This window comes from Nostoc sp. WHI, assembly GCF_015714725.1.
Lineage (GTDB): Bacteria > Cyanobacteriota > Cyanobacteriia > Cyanobacteriales > Nostocaceae > Nostoc.
On sequence record NZ_WBKM01000292.1, the window covers coordinates 1 to 17485 of the forward strand.

The 17485-nt window shown below is 42.6% G+C and carries 19 protein-coding genes; 8 read left to right on the forward strand and 11 right to left on the reverse strand.

Annotated elements, in window-relative coordinates; all coding sequences use genetic code 11:
* Positions 1-54: 54 nt before the first annotated feature.
* Both cbiB and F8S12_RS30035 read right to left on the reverse strand, forming a co-directional pair.
* A complete protein-coding gene (gene cbiB / locus F8S12_RS30030) occupies positions 55-1026 on the reverse strand; it encodes an adenosylcobinamide-phosphate synthase CbiB (protein ID WP_196519913.1) in 972 nt (323 codons plus the stop codon).
* Between the two features lie 31 nt (positions 1027-1057).
* Complete coding sequence (locus F8S12_RS30035) at positions 1058-1501, reverse strand: Rrf2 family transcriptional regulator (protein WP_196519914.1); 444 nt, start codon at positions 1499-1501, stop codon at positions 1058-1060.
* Positions 1502-1928: 427 nt separating this feature from the next.
* Here F8S12_RS30035 and F8S12_RS30040 point away from each other — a divergent pair, with 427 nt between their 5' ends.
* Complete coding sequence (locus F8S12_RS30040) at positions 1929-2342, forward strand: AbrB family transcriptional regulator (RefSeq protein ID WP_196519915.1); 414 nt, start codon at positions 1929-1931, stop codon at positions 2340-2342.
* A gap of 87 nt (positions 2343-2429) precedes the next feature.
* On the opposite strand, the gene F8S12_RS30045 is transcribed toward F8S12_RS30040, so the two are convergent.
* Positions 2430-4340, reverse strand: a complete 1911-nt coding sequence (locus F8S12_RS30045; RefSeq protein WP_196519916.1) for a chloride channel protein — start codon at positions 4338-4340, stop codon at positions 2430-2432.
* Between the two features lie 477 nt (positions 4341-4817).
* On the opposite strand from F8S12_RS30045, the gene F8S12_RS30050 reads away from it, so the two are divergent.
* Complete coding sequence (locus tag F8S12_RS30050; RefSeq protein ID WP_196519917.1) at positions 4818-5204, forward strand: hypothetical protein; 387 nt, start codon at positions 4818-4820, stop codon at positions 5202-5204.
* Positions 5205-5403: 199 nt separating this feature from the next.
* Here the strand turns inward: F8S12_RS30050 and F8S12_RS30055 are convergent, their stop codons facing one another.
* A complete protein-coding gene (locus F8S12_RS30055; protein WP_196519918.1) occupies positions 5404-7023 on the reverse strand; it encodes an ArnT family glycosyltransferase in 1620 nt (539 codons plus the stop codon).
* 542 nt (positions 7024-7565) lie between these two features.
* Between F8S12_RS30055 and F8S12_RS30060 the strand changes: the two genes are divergently transcribed.
* Positions 7566-7808 carry a hypothetical protein gene (locus F8S12_RS30060; RefSeq protein ID WP_196519919.1) on the forward strand — a complete coding sequence of 81 codons (243 nt, stop codon included), beginning with the start codon at positions 7566-7568 and terminating at the stop codon, positions 7806-7808.
* A 243-nt stretch (positions 7809-8051) separates the two neighbouring features.
* Here the strand turns inward: F8S12_RS30060 and purQ are convergent, their stop codons facing one another.
* The gene (gene purQ, locus F8S12_RS30065) at positions 8052-8729 is read right to left on the reverse strand and encodes a phosphoribosylformylglycinamidine synthase subunit PurQ (RefSeq protein ID WP_196519920.1); all 678 of its coding nucleotides are present in this window, start codon (positions 8727-8729) and stop codon (positions 8052-8054) included.
* A gap of 106 nt (positions 8730-8835) precedes the next feature.
* Entirely contained in the window at positions 8836-9114 is a 279-nt protein-coding gene (gene purS / locus F8S12_RS30070; protein WP_196519921.1) for a phosphoribosylformylglycinamidine synthase subunit PurS, read from the reverse strand.
* Between the two features lie 145 nt (positions 9115-9259).
* Here purS and F8S12_RS30075 point away from each other — a divergent pair, with 145 nt between their 5' ends.
* The 5 genes from F8S12_RS30075 to F8S12_RS30095 all read left to right on the forward strand — a co-directional run bounded on the left by F8S12_RS30075 (position 9260) and on the right by F8S12_RS30095 (position 11344).
* The gene (locus F8S12_RS30075) at positions 9260-9664 is read left to right on the forward strand and encodes a Fur family transcriptional regulator (protein WP_196519922.1); all 405 of its coding nucleotides are present in this window, start codon (positions 9260-9262) and stop codon (positions 9662-9664) included.
* Positions 9665-10088: 424 nt separating this feature from the next.
* Complete coding sequence (locus F8S12_RS30080) at positions 10089-10271, forward strand: hypothetical protein (RefSeq protein ID WP_196519923.1); 183 nt, start codon at positions 10089-10091, stop codon at positions 10269-10271.
* On the forward strand, positions 10261-10449 hold the full coding sequence (locus F8S12_RS30085) for a hypothetical protein (RefSeq protein ID WP_196519924.1): 189 nt from the start codon (positions 10261-10263) through the stop codon (positions 10447-10449). The genes F8S12_RS30080 and F8S12_RS30085 overlap by 11 nt, the downstream gene beginning before the upstream one ends.
* 15 nt (positions 10450-10464) lie before the next feature.
* Positions 10465-10830, forward strand: coding sequence for a hypothetical protein (locus F8S12_RS30090; RefSeq protein WP_196519925.1), 366 nt, complete (start codon positions 10465-10467; stop codon positions 10828-10830).
* A 310-nt stretch (positions 10831-11140) separates the two neighbouring features.
* On the forward strand, positions 11141-11344 hold the full coding sequence (locus F8S12_RS30095) for a hypothetical protein (protein WP_196519926.1): 204 nt from the start codon (positions 11141-11143) through the stop codon (positions 11342-11344).
* 79 nt (positions 11345-11423) lie between these two features.
* Here the strand turns inward: F8S12_RS30095 and dnaK are convergent, their stop codons facing one another.
* From dnaK to F8S12_RS30120, 5 genes are all read right to left on the reverse strand, one after another.
* Positions 11424-13328: a molecular chaperone DnaK gene (gene dnaK / locus F8S12_RS30100; RefSeq protein WP_196519927.1), complete on the reverse strand. Its 1905-nt coding sequence runs from the start codon at positions 13326-13328 to the stop codon at positions 11424-11426.
* Between the two features lie 508 nt (positions 13329-13836).
* Entirely contained in the window at positions 13837-15915 is a 2079-nt protein-coding gene (locus F8S12_RS30105; protein WP_196519928.1) for a glycoside hydrolase family 10 protein, read from the reverse strand.
* Positions 15916-16124: 209 nt separating this feature from the next.
* Positions 16125-16292, reverse strand: coding sequence for a hypothetical protein (locus tag F8S12_RS30110; RefSeq protein WP_196519929.1), 168 nt, complete (start codon positions 16290-16292; stop codon positions 16125-16127).
* Positions 16289-16603 (reverse strand): DUF4258 domain-containing protein, encoded by a 315-nt coding sequence (locus F8S12_RS30115; RefSeq protein WP_196519930.1) that lies wholly within the window; start codon positions 16601-16603, stop codon positions 16289-16291. The genes F8S12_RS30110 and F8S12_RS30115 overlap by 4 nt, the downstream gene beginning before the upstream one ends.
* Positions 16604-16850: 247 nt before the next feature.
* Positions 16851-17414, reverse strand: a complete 564-nt coding sequence (locus F8S12_RS30120) for an HdeD family acid-resistance protein (protein ID WP_196519931.1) — start codon at positions 17412-17414, stop codon at positions 16851-16853.
* Positions 17415-17485: the final 71 nt, after the last annotated feature.

Below are 17485 nucleotides of genomic sequence, written 5' to 3' on the forward strand. Positions count from 1 at the left end.
GTGGGGAGTGGGGAATATGAGAATCTTAATCACCTACTCCCTACTCCCTACTCCCTACTCCCTATTTGGGAGTATTAAGAATATAGCGATCGCTACTTCTAACCATACCAAAAAACAATCTCGCGTCAGTCGTAAAGCATTTTGAATACAAGTTGCAGTGATGGGATAAATCGCATCTCCTAGCAGAGGTTTCTGTTTAGCTACCCCGCGATACCAATTTGTACCCCCCAGCTGCACACCCAAAATAGCAGCATAGACGCACTCACTCCAGCCAGAATTAGGACTAGGATCAGTAATTGCATCCCGACCACAAATTTGCCAAACGGATATCGGTTTACCCGATAACAGCGCCAGAGTTATTACCGTTAACCTACAAGGCAGCCAAGTCAAACAATCTTCCAACCGCGCACTGAACCATCCCAAATAAGTATAGGGTGCTTCCCGGTAGCCCACCATTGAATCAAGGGTACTGCTGGCTTTGTATGCTAAAGCTAAGGGAGTAGGCCCGACAACTGGCACAAAGACACCAACAATTGCATAAAAAAGCGGAGCCATTACCCCATCTGTGGCATTTTCTGCGACTGTTTCTAAAATGGCTCGTGAAATTTCTGGTTCTGAGAGATTTTGTGTATCTCGACCAACATAATTACTTAAAATCTTCCGAGCCTCTGCCAAATCTCCTGCTGTTAAAGGTTGTAAAACAGCCACCGCAGCTGCTCGCAAACTTCTGCCAGCAAAACAACTAGCCAAAAGAATGCTATCTATTGCAACTCCCAATAGCGGATGCACCCATCTAGCACTTTGAATTATCAAAAAGCCAACAACGCCGCTACCAATTATTAGGATAATGCCTAATACAATTCCAGCTAGACGTTGTGTTAGTGAATTTTGACACAATTGCAAAGAAAATTTGGTGAAGCGAGAAATTACCCACCCCATAAATTGCACAGGATGAGGCCAACCCCAAGGATCGCCAATTAAGTAATCTAAAAGTGCAGCAATGATTAAAACAACTACTGATGTCATTTGTCCTTTGTAAATAACCAATGACTAATGACTAAACCACAAAATTAGCTTCTTCCCCAAGGGAAGCTTGCCAGCTACGAGCATCGTAATAAAGGTCTGCCAAAGTAATACTGTACAAAGCTTCTTTGAGTTTTTGGTTGAGCCTCTGCCAGAGGGTAAATGTTACCCAATCTTCAGCTTGTGCAGGTGTTGGGGTGTGATGGGGTAAATGGGTAATTGTCTCGCCGACTGCTTCTAAAATTTGCCCTATAGATATTTGTGCAGGTTCTCTAGCCAATTGGTATCCGCCGATGCTACCACGAATTGAATTCACTAACCCAGCACGACGCATTTCTATTAGTAGTTTTTCGAGGTAAGGAGCTGGAATATCTTGGCGTTTGGCGATCGCTCTGACAGATACAGGCCCATGTTTTGGTTGTAAACTTAAATCTAGCAACGCCTTCACACTGTAGTGTCCTCTGGTAGTTAGTTTCATTCTGGTAAGCTTTGTTGTTTAGTCAAGAGTCAAAAAGTCAAGAGTCAAAACATTCACTTTTGAGCTTTAAGCCTTGACCTTTGACCTTTGACTCTTGACTAATGACCAGGGATCAGTTTTGCTTATCATTCTGTGACTCAGTTATCATCCAAAGCTTGTAGACAACATTTTGAGCCTTAGTTTAGAAAACTTAAAACAAATATAGTCTAGCAGTAATTCACAAATTATATATAGTTATCAGCATTGCCAGCATTCTCTAAAATAGATTGTCTTATCAATATTGGTAATTGCATAACAATTCTGCCTATGAGTGTAATATACTTGGCTATGTTGAGATAAAACTAAAGGATTATGTTCCTATTAGCTCAACCTCAGCTAAAATAAAATCGATTCAAACACTTCAAACATTCATTTTCGACCTAAGTTGATGCCTAAACTGAAAAAAATTGAACCCTTACTCGGTGATGAACTGCTCAAAAAAGTCAAAGAGCTAGAGGCCGAGAGCAAGGAAGACAAAGCCAAGAAGTGCGGCTACTATACCATTACCAAAAATGGTATAGAGCGCGTCAATATGATGAAGTTCTTAAATGCCCTAATTGATGCCGAAGGCATTCAGTTGGACAGTACACCCAGTGCTAATGGGCGTGGTGGACGCAGTGCTAGCTATAGAATTAGTGTGCAATCGAATGGTAACTTGCTTATAGGTTCAGCTTATACAAAACAGATGAATCTTAAACCAGGAGATGAGTTTATCATCACTTTAGGTAAAAAGCACATTCGTCTGAGACAGGTAGACCCAGAAGATCAAGAAAATGATGAAGCTATAGAAGCCACGGCTTAAGAAATGAGTCATTAGTCATTTATCCTTTGTTAAATAACTGGTGTCAGGGCGATCTACTTGTGATCGTCCCTACTGACTGGCTAATGACTAATTGCTAATAACTATATCTGTTGTGGGTAAGATTGGTAAATAGTGGCGCAGTGCTTTGCGCGTAACGGCTAAATTGCAGGTTAATGCTATTTGCTCTCTTTCTAGTAAACCTAAAATGCGATCGGGTTTGTCTCGTGCCACCACTGGTAATTGATGCAAACCTCTAAGAGTCATCCGGTCTAAAGCCTCACATAACAGTTCATCCTGCCATGCGTAAAGGATTTCAGTAGTACAAATGTCTATGAGGGTTTGACTGGATAAATTATCCTGAATTTCAGTTAGCGAATTTGGGTAAGTTTGCCGCATGGCAAGGGCGCGGTTAATATCTTCTAGAGAAAGGATACCAACTAATTGCTCTGCTTGATCAATTACTAAAGCACTTCGTGTGCGATCGCGAATCATTTCCACAGCTGCCTCTAACACCCCAAGGGTTGCAGGTAACTTTTTGGGACAAGGCTGCATAGCATCTTCTACCAAAATTTGCTGCAAAATTTCTGCTCGTTCATCTTTCAATTCCGAAAGACCAATTTGTTGTAGGTTATGGTTAGAGTTGAAAGTTGGTTTCATCATTTCCACGAGCCAAACACTTAAACCCACAGCTGCCATCAACGGTAAAACAATCCGATAGTCGCGGGTTAATTCAAACAGCATTAAAATAGCTGTTAACGGCGCTCTGACACTACCAGCCAATACTGCTGCCATTCCGACCATTGCGTAAGCTGGAGGAGCTGCCATCTGATCGCAAATTGTCGGAAATACCACAGCCAAAATTTTGGCGTAAGCTGAACCAAAAGAAGCACCCAAAAACATCGCTGGTGCAAACAAACCGCCGATAAAACCACTACCTGCACTAATTGCAGTCATTAGGAGTTTCATTACCAACAGCACAACCAATAGGTATAGTGGAAACTCCACATCCTGAAGCATTGCTTCTACAGTTTCATAACCGACGCCCAGAATTTGCGGGAAGTGCAAAGCAACTGCGCCAACAATAACACCGCCAATAATTGGATGAATTGGCTGAGGAATTCGTCCCAAAAAGTCCAAACCCGGAACTTTACCAGCAAAGCAAGCTTTGATCAAACGAATTGATTGAGTATAAGTCAAAGAAACTAAGCTGGCCCCTACACCCAAGCCAAGATAAAGAGGTAATTCCAAGGGACTGCGGGCTTGGTAAGCAGGTAAATCAAAAGCAGGTTGTGTCCCCAAACCAATTTGGGCAATCAATGCTGCTACCACCGCCGCTAGCAGTACCACACTCACAGCAGAAGTACCAAAGGCAAAGGATGTAGTTCCCATCACCACCTCTAGGGCAAAAAAGACTCCAGCGATGGGAGCATTAAACCCGGCGGCTAATCCAGCAGCAGCGCCAGCACCTAAAAGCAAACGTCGTCGTTCTTGAGATACATTTAATATTACAGACAACAACATCCCAAAATTGGCGCCAATTTCTACACTCGGCCCCTCTGGTCCCAAAGAAGCACCGCTACCCAAAGAAACAGCTGCGGCCAACATTTTCGTAACTGGTCGTAGTGGTCGCCTGATTTCTGTTCCCTGAGAGGCGGCGATGAGAGATGAAAGTTCCGGGCCAAAGTCTTGAGTGCGCCACCGCATCAAGCCAACAATTAATCCGCCAAGGGTGGGAACGCAAGCTAAAGTCCAAGCACCCCAGACACCGATATAACCCATCAAATTTTCCAGCATCAGCTGGTGAATCAGCTGGATCAAATAATGAAAGGTGACTACACCCATACCAGTGCCACCGCCAATTAGCATGGCTAAAAACAGCACAACTGTTTCTGGGGATGGTTGAAAACGGTTAATTATGTTGGTTAAGCGGGTGAAAGGTGTAGGAAAGGCAGGTTGTGACCTTACCTTCCTCAGTTGAGTAGGAGGCAAGAGAGTCATCGAGAGGCGGGGTAAATGTAAGAAAAAATTTAAGTTTTTATCTGTTACTTCTCATTGTGAGCCATTCTTTAGCAACCAGACAAGTAGACTTTATTTGTTTGATTTATAAAGCTTTAGCAAAAAATGTCACTGTGTAAAATTTTTGTGGACAGAATGGTTAAATGAGAGACAATTATTATCTAGGGGTCAACGATCGCTGCTGGGGTGCGAGTTAGTGCCACCGCCATTTATTTATAGAGACAACAGAGTTTCTGTAGGCTAGATGGACATATAGATAGGCAAGCATTAACGACGAGTCATCTTTGCCTAAATCTAGCTATACTCGTGTTGCGACCATTGAGCAATCCTTAATAGTAATACAATGTATGTATGATTTAGATTTGATGTCAGACCTTATTTTAAAGTCTCCCAAGTGTGATCTCAATTCAATATAGCTATTGTTATAGAGCGAGTAAATGGACTAGGCGGACGAGGTAAATGAATATACACACCTTTGATAATCATTATGTTACTTGCCCAATTTGCCAAAGAAATGCTACACCTAAACCAGTGAAGACATGCATTGGCTTGTTTACCTGTCCGTATTGCCAAGAACGGCTAGTAGTGTGTCAAAGCGGCAATTACGTCCGTGATCCGTTTACTTGGAGACAAATGATGATTTCTTCGTCCCTACGTCGTCAAAGCCGACCTTTAGCTAGGATTGTTAGGGATTTCGTTTTGCTCAAGCGTCCGATGATAGCTCTAGCTGTAGGAAGCGCCATTTTCTTTAGTGCGATCGCCCTGACCCAAGAAAGTACAAGCTTCGATCACCAAATCTTTCCTACAACAGAAAAAGTTAATGAAGCAAAGAACAAATCTCAATAAGTAGATAATTTGGTATAAATCAAATCTTACTTTGATTTTCAGTAATATTATAACGAAATACTCCTCTAAAACCGTGTCTTATTTGGGGCGAATAAGACACGGTTTTACATTATGTCAGCTAATACAGACTTAACCCCCAACCCCTTGTTTACAAGGTAAGGCGAGTAAGATTCAAATCCTCTCTCCTTTTAGGACACATTTACAACCGACTAGTATCTTTTGTGACTAACTTCCAGCCTTCAGCTTGGTCAACTAACTTCATTGAGTCTAGTTGGAGATTGTTGAAAGCAGATGTATGAAGCAGGAAATAGGGTTGCCCGTTGTAGTGCCAATAATATTGCAGTTCACCAGTCGAAGCGGGAATAATGGTGCGATCGCTATAATAATCCAACGAGGGACGAGAGTAGGGAAAAGATGTATAAATCTTCCTCGTAGCTGGATTTGCCCGCACGATCATGGCGGCGACTGGTTTAACTGGATAAGCTTCAGATAATTCCCAAACCCAGTAATTGGATTTCATCAACAGTAGCAGCGAAATATAACTTCCCCAAAACAAAATCTTCAGAAATTGCCCATCGCCCCGCTCTGCCAAAATAGCTGCTAAGGTCATAGTTAAAGCTACTGCTGCCAAAATCAGTTGTAAGTCTGTTTTCGGTGTTGTACCCCAACTGAAATAAATGCTACCAGTAGAAGCTACCACAGCAAGTATCGCCAAACCAGCCACCCAAGCACGGGGATAAGATGACACTAAAGGCGAATTTTCCGTCTCTGCTAACTGGATACCCAAGGCTAAGGCTAAACTAGGGTAAATTGGGAATACATACCAGGGAAGTTTGGTAATCATGAAAGAAATTACCAGCAGATAAACACCACTCCACGCCAGTACTACTTTTGCCCAGCTAAGGTTACGATTTTCCCAAGTTAAACGTACAGTTTGCGGTAAGAATAATAACCAAGGCCATGTGTACTTGAGAAGTTCAATAACATAGTACCAAGGTGGTTGAAAATTTACCTCTACAACTGACCCAATTCGGCTCAAGGATGGATTTACAAGCCCAATCTGGGCAAAAGTGTGACCATAGTGGATCAGTTGGGCACCATACCAACCAGCCACGGGGAGAATGCCAATTACAATTGCTATCCACAGATAGTAACAGGTAAGCAATCGTGGTGTATCCCAAAACAGAAATACGATCGCGATCGCACCTAATAATATGCCTAGCAGTCCTTGAGTGAGGCAAATCAACCCAAAACTAACACCAACACCAAGGCAATAACGTAAATCTCGACGCGATCGTAACACGCACAACATCATCACCATCAAAAAACTTACCACTGCTCCATCTAACATCGCTAAACGCCCATGACGTACTACGGGTAGCATTGTTAGGTAAATCAAGGCGCTATAAATAGCCGCCCAACGTTGGCGAAATATCTCTCGACCAATGCAATATAGTAAAGGTACAGAGGTCGCTGTTAAAATTGCTCCTGGTAGACGCGTTGTGCATTCATTTTCGCCTCCTAGAGAATAAGCCCAAGCAATTAGCCAATGCATCAAAGGCGGCTTGTTATGATATGCTTCGCCTCCTAGCGTTGGGTAAAGCCAGCGCATTGAACCTGCTGGAGCGTGCAGAATTTCACGGGCAACCTGTGCGACAGTGCCTTCATCCCAATCTCGCAGGGGCAATCCTCCCAGATTGATGCTAAATAGTAACACTGCTGCTAATAGCAACACTATTAGCCATACCCAATCAATCCATCTGCCAACGCTGCGATGCTGTTTTTCTAGATGACTCCAAATAAAGCTTCCTTCTTGCATATTCTATGGTAATCATTTTACTTGCTGGTTTGATTACATAGAGATCAGAGCGAATCTCCAATGTTGCCACCCAGTAACAACGTATGTTATTAACAATTGCTAGTTACCAAGATTAGCTCAACTTTCTCTAATTAGTACTAATTTTTTGAGAAATTTATTTTAGTTATTCAATAAATTTTTGTTTAGATAAATTATACAAATTAATCTGTGTAAAAATAGATTCATTATTTATTAAGTAGTTAGTAAATAAACCTACCTTGTATTACATTGCATTTAATTTTTTTGATACTCATATATCGGAAAACTACATATATTGGTAGTAATTAAAAAGTTAACTAAATTAAGAATCAAAAAAAAATAAGCAATTAATAATTAATTAAAATTAAAGAATTATTGAGTAAATTCTAGAATAGACATCTGGTAGCTTGGCGTAAGAAATGTATCTATAGTACTTATATTTGATTTTTGAGCGACTAAGCTGGTAAATCCTAATAAGCGAAAGTATTATTAAAAATCTCAGAGAGATATGAAGCTTATCATGTGTGCATTCTAGCCATTTATGTCTAACCGTCAGGACTCAACCAATTGCGATCGCTATCAGATTACCCGAACAACAAAAACGATTGTTAAAACAAATAACTCATGATGTACTAAATAAATGCGATCGTGTAAGTCTCCTCACTAGCAAAACCCTGGCAGAGCAAAGCAATAGACCTCTTGCAAAAGTCCTTCTTTTCGCTTTCTTCTTTGCGCCAGGTAAAAAATTATTTATGCAAGAGGTATAATGTTCATTTATCGTAAATAAAAGGGTTTATATCCCCATCTGAAAATGTCTTTAATTACGAATTATTTAACTTGCGACAGCGATCGCAAAATGCCCAACTTATTCCAATACGTTTCGGTTAAGGCAAGAGACGCGATAAATCGCCGTCTCTACAAAGGACTAATTATTGTAAAGATAGCCATAGGGTCTGTCATCAAAAAACCTTATCCGAACCGTAGTGCAACTCATTCGGCCGATATTTGCTCTACGCTAATGCCGCTACCTTCTCTAACAATCCCTGAAACAACCTCAATCCATCAGTATTCCCCAGCATCGCGTCAGACGCTCTTTCTGGGTGCGGCATCATCCCCAACACATTGCCCTGACGATCGCAAATCCCGGCAATGTTGTTCAGTGAACCGTTGGGATTCTCTCCTTGATAACGGAACAATACTTGCCCGTTATCCTCAATTTCTGCAAGAGTGGCTTCGTTAGCGTAGAATCGCCCTTCCCCGTGGGCAATGGGCAAAGTGATGATTTCACCAGTGCGATAAGCTTGCGTCCATGAGAAATTGGTACGCTCAACTTTTAAGGGAACGCGATCGCAAATAAAATGCAAATCCCGATTTCTGGTTAACACCCCTGGCAAAAGTCCAGCTTCAGTTAACACCTGAAATCCATTGCAAATACCGAGGACAAACTTACCCTTGCGGGCGTGTTCCACAACCTGCTGCATCACAGGCGAAAAACGCGCGATCGCACCGCAGCGCAAATAATCCCCATAACTAAAGCCGCCAGGGATGATAACGACATCCAAATCAGCAATATCTGTTTCTTGATGCCAAACCATGCGAGTTGGTTGTAAGAGCAAATCTCTAGTTACATAAGCAACATCGCGATCGCAATTAGAACCTGGAAAAACAACAACACCAAATTTTGTCATTTGTCATTTGTCATTAGTTAATGGGAGTAGGGAGTAGGGAATAGGAAAGAAGCAGGGAGCAGGGGAGAAGAGTTTTCCCCTCCGCCCAATGCTCCATGCCCAATCCCTAAAATACCCCCGTCTGTGTTTCGATCTCAATCAAATCAAAACGATAATTTTCAATCACGGGATTTGCTAGCATTTGGTCACAAATGTTAGCAAGGTCTTGACGCGCTTTTTTTTCCTCAGTCGTGGTGATGGTTAGCTCAATGTACTTACCAATCCGCACCTGGTCAACGTTATCGTATCCCAGTTGCTGAAGACCAGATTGTACAGCCACACCAGCAGGGTCTAAGACTGAAGGGCGAAGGGTCACGAAAATTTTGGCTAGATACTTGGTTTGCACGGGCTTTTGCTGAATGCTGCGATCGCTATACTATAACTTTCTGTTCCAACTGAGTGAAAATAAGATTACGAAGCGGTTAAAGTTAATTGATAAATTAGCCCATCTAACAGCTTCAACTACAGTGGTATATTTAAATAATTAGTCTATGAGAGCTATACGCACCCGCAGTCAAGAGCGTATTTTCAGTCTACTGCAAACCATCAAAAAAGGCATTTCTGCCCAGGATATCTACGTAGAACTACGTAATACTAATCAAAGTATGGGTTTAGCGACAGTTTACCGCTCTCTAGAAGCTTTAAAACTGGAAGGTATAGTACAAGTGCGGAATTTGGCTAACGGTGAAGCCCTGTATAGCCTAGCGCAGCAAGACAAACACCATCTTACTTGCTTGCAATGCGGTGTCTCAATTCCGATTAATGAATGCCCTGTTCATGACCTTGAAGACCAATTAGAATCCAGCCATAAGTTTAAAGTTTTTTATCACACCCTAGAGTTTTTTGGATTGTGCAGCCAATGTCAAGGAAATCAAGCTAATGGGATTGGTCAATAACAATTAATTCGTAATTCGTAATGACGCTCGCGGACTCGCTACCGCTACGCTAACGTAATTCGTGATGATGGTAGCGAGTCCGCGTACTCCTACGGGTAAACAAGCAAGCTACGCGCAGCTTCTCGTAGAGAGCATTATTACGATATTTAAACAAAGCTCAACCAACTAAAGAATATAGAAAACTGCTTAATCTAATTACAATAATAGACCTCTTGCAAAAGTCCTTCTTTTCGCTTTCTTCTTTGCGCCTTTGCGCCTTTGCGTGAGACAAAAAATTATTTATGCAAGAGGTCTAATGAAATTAGTTTGAGTCAACTGAGTCAATACACCAGATGCTCTACATTTAACGCCCCCTTAGCATTAAATTAATGTATTTAATTTACGCTTATTGATGCCCTAATTTACTAGAGCACGGAATGTAAAGATGTCTAAATCTAAATGGCGACGTAAGTTACTTACGATACTAAGTGCAGTTGGCGATCTTTTTAAGCGTCAAAAAAAGCGGAAACAACGAGCGATCGCAAGTAGAAATAGCAGAATTAAACCCATAAGAATAAACAAAAGAGGCATATTTTGGGCTGCCCTTTCGCGCACAGGTGGCAGATAATGACCTAGCTGTAGGTCGCATCGTCGATGCTATCAGCCACAGCCCTTGCTGGAAAAAAAGCGCCATATTTATTGTGGAAGACGATTCCCAGAATGGTATTGACCACATAGACGGGCATCGCACAGAAGCACTAGTGATCAGTCCTTATGCTAAACGTAATGTAGTCGATAGCACCTAATACACTCAGGTGGATATGCGACGGACGATCGAACAAATCCTGGGGCTACCGCCGACCAATCAGATGACGCTGATTGCTACACCGATGTACAACGCCTTTACGGACAAGCCCGACTTTACTTCCTTTAATGCAGTACCCAACCAGATTGCCCTTGATGAACTCAATCCGGGGTCTACCACTGCTATGAGTAATATACAAAAAGCTTGGTTAGAGGCATCAACACAAATGTTTAACAAGCAAGGGCTGGTTCCCGATGAACAGGATGAAAACTTACTAAATCGAGCGATTTGGTACAGTACCAGAGGCTTTAATCAGCCCTATCCAGGTGATGCAAAAGTGCTGCTCCCGGAGGAAGTCACTCAGATAGCGGCTAACAAGTAATTGGGATTACACCTTAGTAGACATTGAACTGAGAACCGGATAATTTCCGGCAAGATGCTCTGAAAAACTCCATCCTGAGTCAAAAAAGCCTTTATTAGCAACCAAAAACCAAGCCTTTGGAACGCATCTTGCAGGCTTTTACAAACATCTCAGTGCAATGTCGCTAAGGAATCAATAATCTACTTTCAATTTCCTGGTCAACGATGTAGCGATCGCAGACATTATTACTTACGCCTAATGTTCTGTAAAGCCTGGAGAAATCCCTTTCTACAAACCTTGTATTAATTAACTAACGAGAGGAATAACATCAATGATAAATACCAAGAACTTTACTAAGAAGCTTGCAAAGACTACAACTCTAACAGCTTTCGTTGCCTGTTCCTTAGGAGGAGAAATAGCCAATGCTTCGGTTATTACTTTTAACTCCTTGTCAGGTAATAATTTTGACTCTTTTACTGGAACTACTGAAGGTAATAAGTATGAAATCGGACATGGTATTATTCCTAACTTCTAAAAAAATTCCCACCCAGACAAATGCCTGAGTGGGTAATATGAGGTGGGACAGGATAATCTTCCTAAAACAAGTAAGGTAATTATTTGCTCTCTGTAAAGTCAGCGTCAATCACATCGTCGCCGCTACCAGAGCTAGATGTAGAACCACTATCTTGAGGTTCACCACCTGGCGCAGCACCGCCACCGGCTTGTTGATAGATGTTACTACCAACAGCGAATAGCGCTTGTTGCAATTCTGGGGTGAGCTTCTTGATTTGCTCATCGTCTTCTTTAGCAACTGCTTCCCGCACTTCTTTCACCAAACCTTCAACTTTGGTCTTGTCAGCATCAGGAACTTTATCGCCTAATTCTTGTAGCTGCTTCTCAGCTTGGTATGCCAAGGAGTCAGCTTGATTCTTGCGTTCAATCTTCTCACGCCGTTCTTTGTCAGATGAAGCGTTTTGTTCAGCTTCTCTTACCATCCGGTCAACGTCATTTTTATCCAGGGTAGAAGCGCCGGTTATGCTGATGGACTGTTCTTTACCAGTGCCTTTATCCTTAGCGGTGACGTTAAGGATACCGTTGGCATCAATGTCGAACACCACTTCAATTTGAGGAACGCCGCGTGGTGCGGGAGGAATACCATCGAGGCGGAAGGTTCCCAAGCTCTTGTTATCGTTAGAGAATTCGCGTTCACCTTGGAGGACGTGAATTTCTACGTTGGTTTGACCATCCACGGCGGTAGAGAAGACTTCGGATTTCTTGGTGGGAATTGTCGTGTTGCGGGGGATAATTTTGGTCATCACGCCGCCTAAAGTTTCTACACCCAAAGATAGGGGTGTCACGTCTAAGAGCAAGATGCCAGTTACATCACCAGCCAGTACCCCAGCTTGAATGGCTGCACCAACTGCTACGACTTCATCGGGGTTGACACTTTGGTTGGGGTCTTTACCCAATACCTGCTTCACAATCTGTTGGACTGCGGGTATGCGGGTAGAACCACCAACTAACACAACTTCATCAATATCGCCTTTGGTTAACTTGGCATCTCGGAGGGCGTTTTCCACAGGAATACGACAACGGTCGATTAAGTCAGAGCAAAGTTCTTCAAACTGGGCGCGAGTCAGGGTTGTATCTAGGTGCTTAGGCCCATCCTGGGTAGCGGTGATAAATGGTAGGTTCATTTCTGCTTGACTGACGCTAGAAAGCTCAATTTTGGCTTTTTCTGCGGCTTCAGTCAGACGTTGTAAAGCTTGTTTGTCTTTTCGTAGGTCAATACCTTCGGCTTTCTTGAACTTCTCAGCTAAGAAATCAACTATTTTTTTATCAAAGTCGTCACCGCCAAGGTGGGTATCACCAGATGTAGCTAGTACTTCAAAAACTCCATCTCCTACTTCCAGCACGGATACGTCGAAAGTACCACCACCCAAGTCAAACACAAGAATGGTTTCGTTACTCTTCTTGTCAAACCCATAAGCCAGAGAAGCAGCAGTAGGTTCGTTGATAATCCGTAGAACTTCAATCCCGGCAATTTTACCAGCGTCTTTTGTCGCTTGCCGTTGGGAGTCGTTGAAGTATGCCGGAACGGTGATTACAGCTTGGGTTACGGTTTCGCCAAGATATTTGCTGGCGTCTTCAACTAGTTTGCGAAGAACTTTTGCAGAAATCTCTTCAGGAGCAAATGGTTTACCAGCAATTGGACAATCTACTTTGACATTGCCGTTGCTGCTGAGGACTTTGTAAGAAACTTCTGTAGCTTCGTTACTCACTTCGTCGAAGCGGCGTCCGATAAAGCGTTTGACTGAGTAAAACGTATTTTCGGGATTCATCACCGCTTGGCGTTTGGCGATTTGACCAACCAAGTTGTCGCCATTTTTGGCAAATGCGACTACTGAGGGCGTTGTCCGAAAACCTTCAGCGTTAGCAATTACTGTGGGTTTACCACCTTCCATCACTGCTACGCAGGAGTTCGTTGTTCCTAAGTCAATTCCAACTACTTTTGCCATTTTAGGTGCTGGCTCCTTATAACTACAAATGAATGAATGAGAATATAAAGGACTAAATTTTGAACCAATAGGGTCAATAAATCAGCCAGTTCAGCATGAATACCTTTGGTTTGGTTTTCCTGGGGTTAAAACTCCAGACTATGCTGATATATATACTGAAGCTTAGTGCTAGCCAGTCCATGAAGGGTGGGTGGTTTCCCGAACCTTTTTAGGACGGTTAAACTAACTAAATTGTGTTTTTAGTTGGCTCATGGATTGATTTGCTTCTACTTTGTCTAATGTATGATAATTAATACTTTCACTAATTAGGGTGAACCGTAACATTAGAGTGGTGTTTGCCGTCTTTAGAGGTAACAAACTACAGAATGGGCAAAAACAGTTCCGAGTTCCGAGTTCCGAGTTCTGAGTGAGAGAAGTAAGATTTCCAACTCGATACTCAGCACTCAGCACTCAGCACTCAGTACTCATAGTACGTCACAATGATGCCACTCACGGTCAGCGCTTTTACTCAATTCACTGTAATAACTATTCCCACGCTCTCATTCGCCGACCTATCGACCGCACACACGGCATAGGTTCCCGGTTGTTGGACAGTAGCAAAGGTTGTGCCAGCAGACAAAATGCGCTGGAGTGTCCAAGTCTCGCCACTTTGCCGATACAGTGTCCAGGAACGAATCGGTTGATTATCACCAGGCTGCCAACTCAGTTTGCGGTTGTTGACTTGTAATCCGGTGGGAGGAGGGGGTGGTGTTGTATCCTGCCAAGACAAAGTTGGAGGTAGCGCAGGTTTGTTATAAAGCAGACTTTGGAATTTATCAGCAATGCCTTGACTATTTTCGGTCAAAATATCCAAATTAAAAAAGATATTCCCTAGTGACAACTGTCCAGCTTGGCTACGACTAATTTTCACCTGTTTTTCAATCTCATCACTCTCTCGACTCTTGTTGCTTGGTTCTGTGAGATTATTACCAGCGTAAACGTGTCTTTGCTTTGTGTTTACCTGTGTCCACCACTTTAGCAAAGCAGAGTAACTTTGTTGTGTTTGGTCTGTGCGCCAGTAAAGTTGAGGCGCAATATAATCAATCCAGCCTTGTTCTAGCCATTTTTTCGCGTCGGCATACAGCACGTTATAAGCATCTAAGCCAGTAATACCGGGGGGCTGTCCGGGGCGATAGATACCAAAGGGACTAATACCAAATTTAACGTGGGGTTTGGTTACTTTAATTCCCTGCCAAAGGCGCTGTACCATTTTGTTAACATTGTCTCGCCGCCAGTCGCCAAGGCTGAGTGTACCACCGGCTGCTTTATAGGCAGCGTAGGTTTTATTATCGGGGAAAGGTTGACCCTCAATGGGATATGGATAGAAATAATCATCTAAGTGAATGCCGTCAATATCGTAGCGCTTCACTACGTCGATAATTACGTTGTAAGCTCTGTCCTGAACTAGTTTGATTCCTGGGTCCATCCAGCGTTGAGTTTTCCACAAATAAACGCTTTCTGGATTGGTAGCTGCGATGTGGGGACGGACTGTTTTGGCTGGGTTGGTGGAAGTGCTAGCGCGGTAGGGGTTGAACCAAGCATGAAGTTCAATATTCCGCTTGTGGCATTCAGCGATCGCAAAGGCTAAAGGATCATAAAATGGTTCTGGTGCTTTCCCCTGAGTTCCTGTAATCCAAGCACTCCAAGGCTCTAATTGAGATTCATACAATGCATCTCCCTCTGGTCGCACCTGGAAGATTAGGGCATTGAAGTTTAACGTTTGTAATTTAGTAAGAATCTCGCTAAGTTCAGCTTTTTGTTGGGCAACCGAGAGTCCCGCTTGGGAAGGCCAATCACTATTCCACACAGATGCTACCCAAACTCCCCGGAACTCCCGACGATGATTTATCTTAACGCTACCGATAGGTATGGGTGTTGGTGTCGGTGTTGGCGTTGGTCTTGGTGTCGGTGTTGGTGTTGGTATGGGCGTTATTGTTGGCGGCACCACTAGGTAACTAGAGGTAATTTTTTCTGCCTCACCTAAATAAACCAAAGCTTGATAAATAATCACTGCCACATCTGCACGGGTAGCTGCAACATTGGGATTGAGTAATTTCACATTCGGGAAATTAGCTACCAGTCCCGCACTAGTTGCAATAGCTACCTGATTTTTGCCATACCCAGGAATTTGAACGGCATCTTGATAGATTTGTGGGAGTGCTAATAAAAGGTCAGGTTTTACCTCGGTAGCAAGTTCTAAGCCTGCTACTAAGGAGACTAAAACTTCTACTCTAGTAATTCGGTTAGCGGGACGGAAACTTTTATCAGGAAACCCGCTAATAAATGTTTTTTCGTAAGCTGTTTGAATGGCGGCTGCTGCCCAATAATTACTAGGTACATCAACAAAGGGGAGATACTGCCGCTTCTGGGGAACTGTCCCAAATGCCTTGGCGATGATGGCGGCAAACTCAGCGCGGGTGAGTGAGTTATTGGGGCGATACGTTCCATTAGGTAACCCGCTGACAATACCACGTTGGGCTAAGGCTGTAATAAATAAGCGTGTCCAATGGTTTTGAATATCCGAGAAGGGAGCAGTGATAGATACCATTGTTGATTGCAGCTAGCTGGTCTTGATTTTGATTTCCTTAGTTAATTTAACAATTTTGTTGGCGTAGGCGTAGCCCAATCTAGTCATCGCTGCTGCAATGTCTTATAAACTTTTAATATTAAACCTTTGCCCCTTGTGCCTTGTGTAGGATAAGTGTTATTAACTTTGTCCCATTTTTGTTCTTATACTTAGGTCACTCCAGAAATTATCTACGCTGTAGTGGATTGTTTTACCTCTAATTCTTTAACACGGTTTTGTAGCTGTTCCAGTTCATCAATTAACTGTAATACTGTAACCCCAATCTCTGGTCTAACTTCCGGTTGAGCAGTATTATTAATCTGTGACTGTGCCCATGCTGCTAACTGCTTCAGTGTCATTTTCTTATCCTCCAATTAATCCATCGGTTGGTGTCGGGACGATAAACAGTGATTAATTTTGCGGTTTGGCTAACTTGATTATATGTCCAAACACTATGAATAGGCTCCTCTGTAGTGTTCCATCCAAGTATTAGACAAGCAGGTAAGGGATAGGCTTCGGGATAATTTTCAATAATTTCTCCTCCCTCCACCACTGAAAAGTAAATTTCACCGATTATTAAATTGTCTTGCGCTGCTTCATTTAAACTGTGTCGGGATGTAACAACTCTACTGGCATTAATCGCGTCTATTATATCCTTTACATCTATCATAAGAAATTAATTATTGATTCTCTTACAGATACGTTCTGTAAGTGAAAAATTTATCATAGATAACTCTTTTGTTAATTTAACAATATAAGAGCGTAGGCATCGCTGCTGCAATATCTTATAAACTTTTACTATTGAAGTCTGGGCATGATGCGAAACTGTTCCGTTAGCGGATAACTAGGGTTTAGCACGTTCCCAGTGCTGAGTAAAGAAGTGAGATTCCCCACTCTTTACTCTCCACTTCCATCTACTAAGAAGTTTGCTCAGGAGGATTTAAGGTAGAACGCGCATTCAACGACAGCATTGCGCGGGAAATGCCACTAAAAAGAATGCTGACACCAACAAGTGTGCCCAGAAGCCAGGGTGCATTAAAAGGCCACTGGAACCAAATCATTGCTCCTAAGATCAGCGTAATAATGCCATTAACTAGTGTCCACGTCCAGTTTTGTTGGGGACGTAACTTGAATGCCAGAATTAACTCAAATGTGCCTTCAGTTAGCAAAAAGGTGCCAAGCAGCAGAGTCAGTGTGAGAACACCCGTATAAGGGTAAACAAACAGCATTATGCCGGTTGCAATATACAGTCCGCTCAATATAAGTTTCCAAATAAAACCTCCCCGATCGCGGGTTTGAGTGGCATAAACTAATTTTGTAAATCCAGCAAAGATTAAAATCGCCGCAATCCAAGTTTCGGTGAATAGGGTGGTGAAATTAGGCGCTGCGATCGCAATCACCCCCAAAATAGTCAAGAGAACACCACTTATGAGTGACCCATTAACATCTTTGTTAATTTCTCTAGAAACGTCGGTTGTCATACAAATTTTTTCCTTATTCTTAGACTAAACTCTATATCTTAGATTAGAGAATTTCTAAGTAATAGGGCATG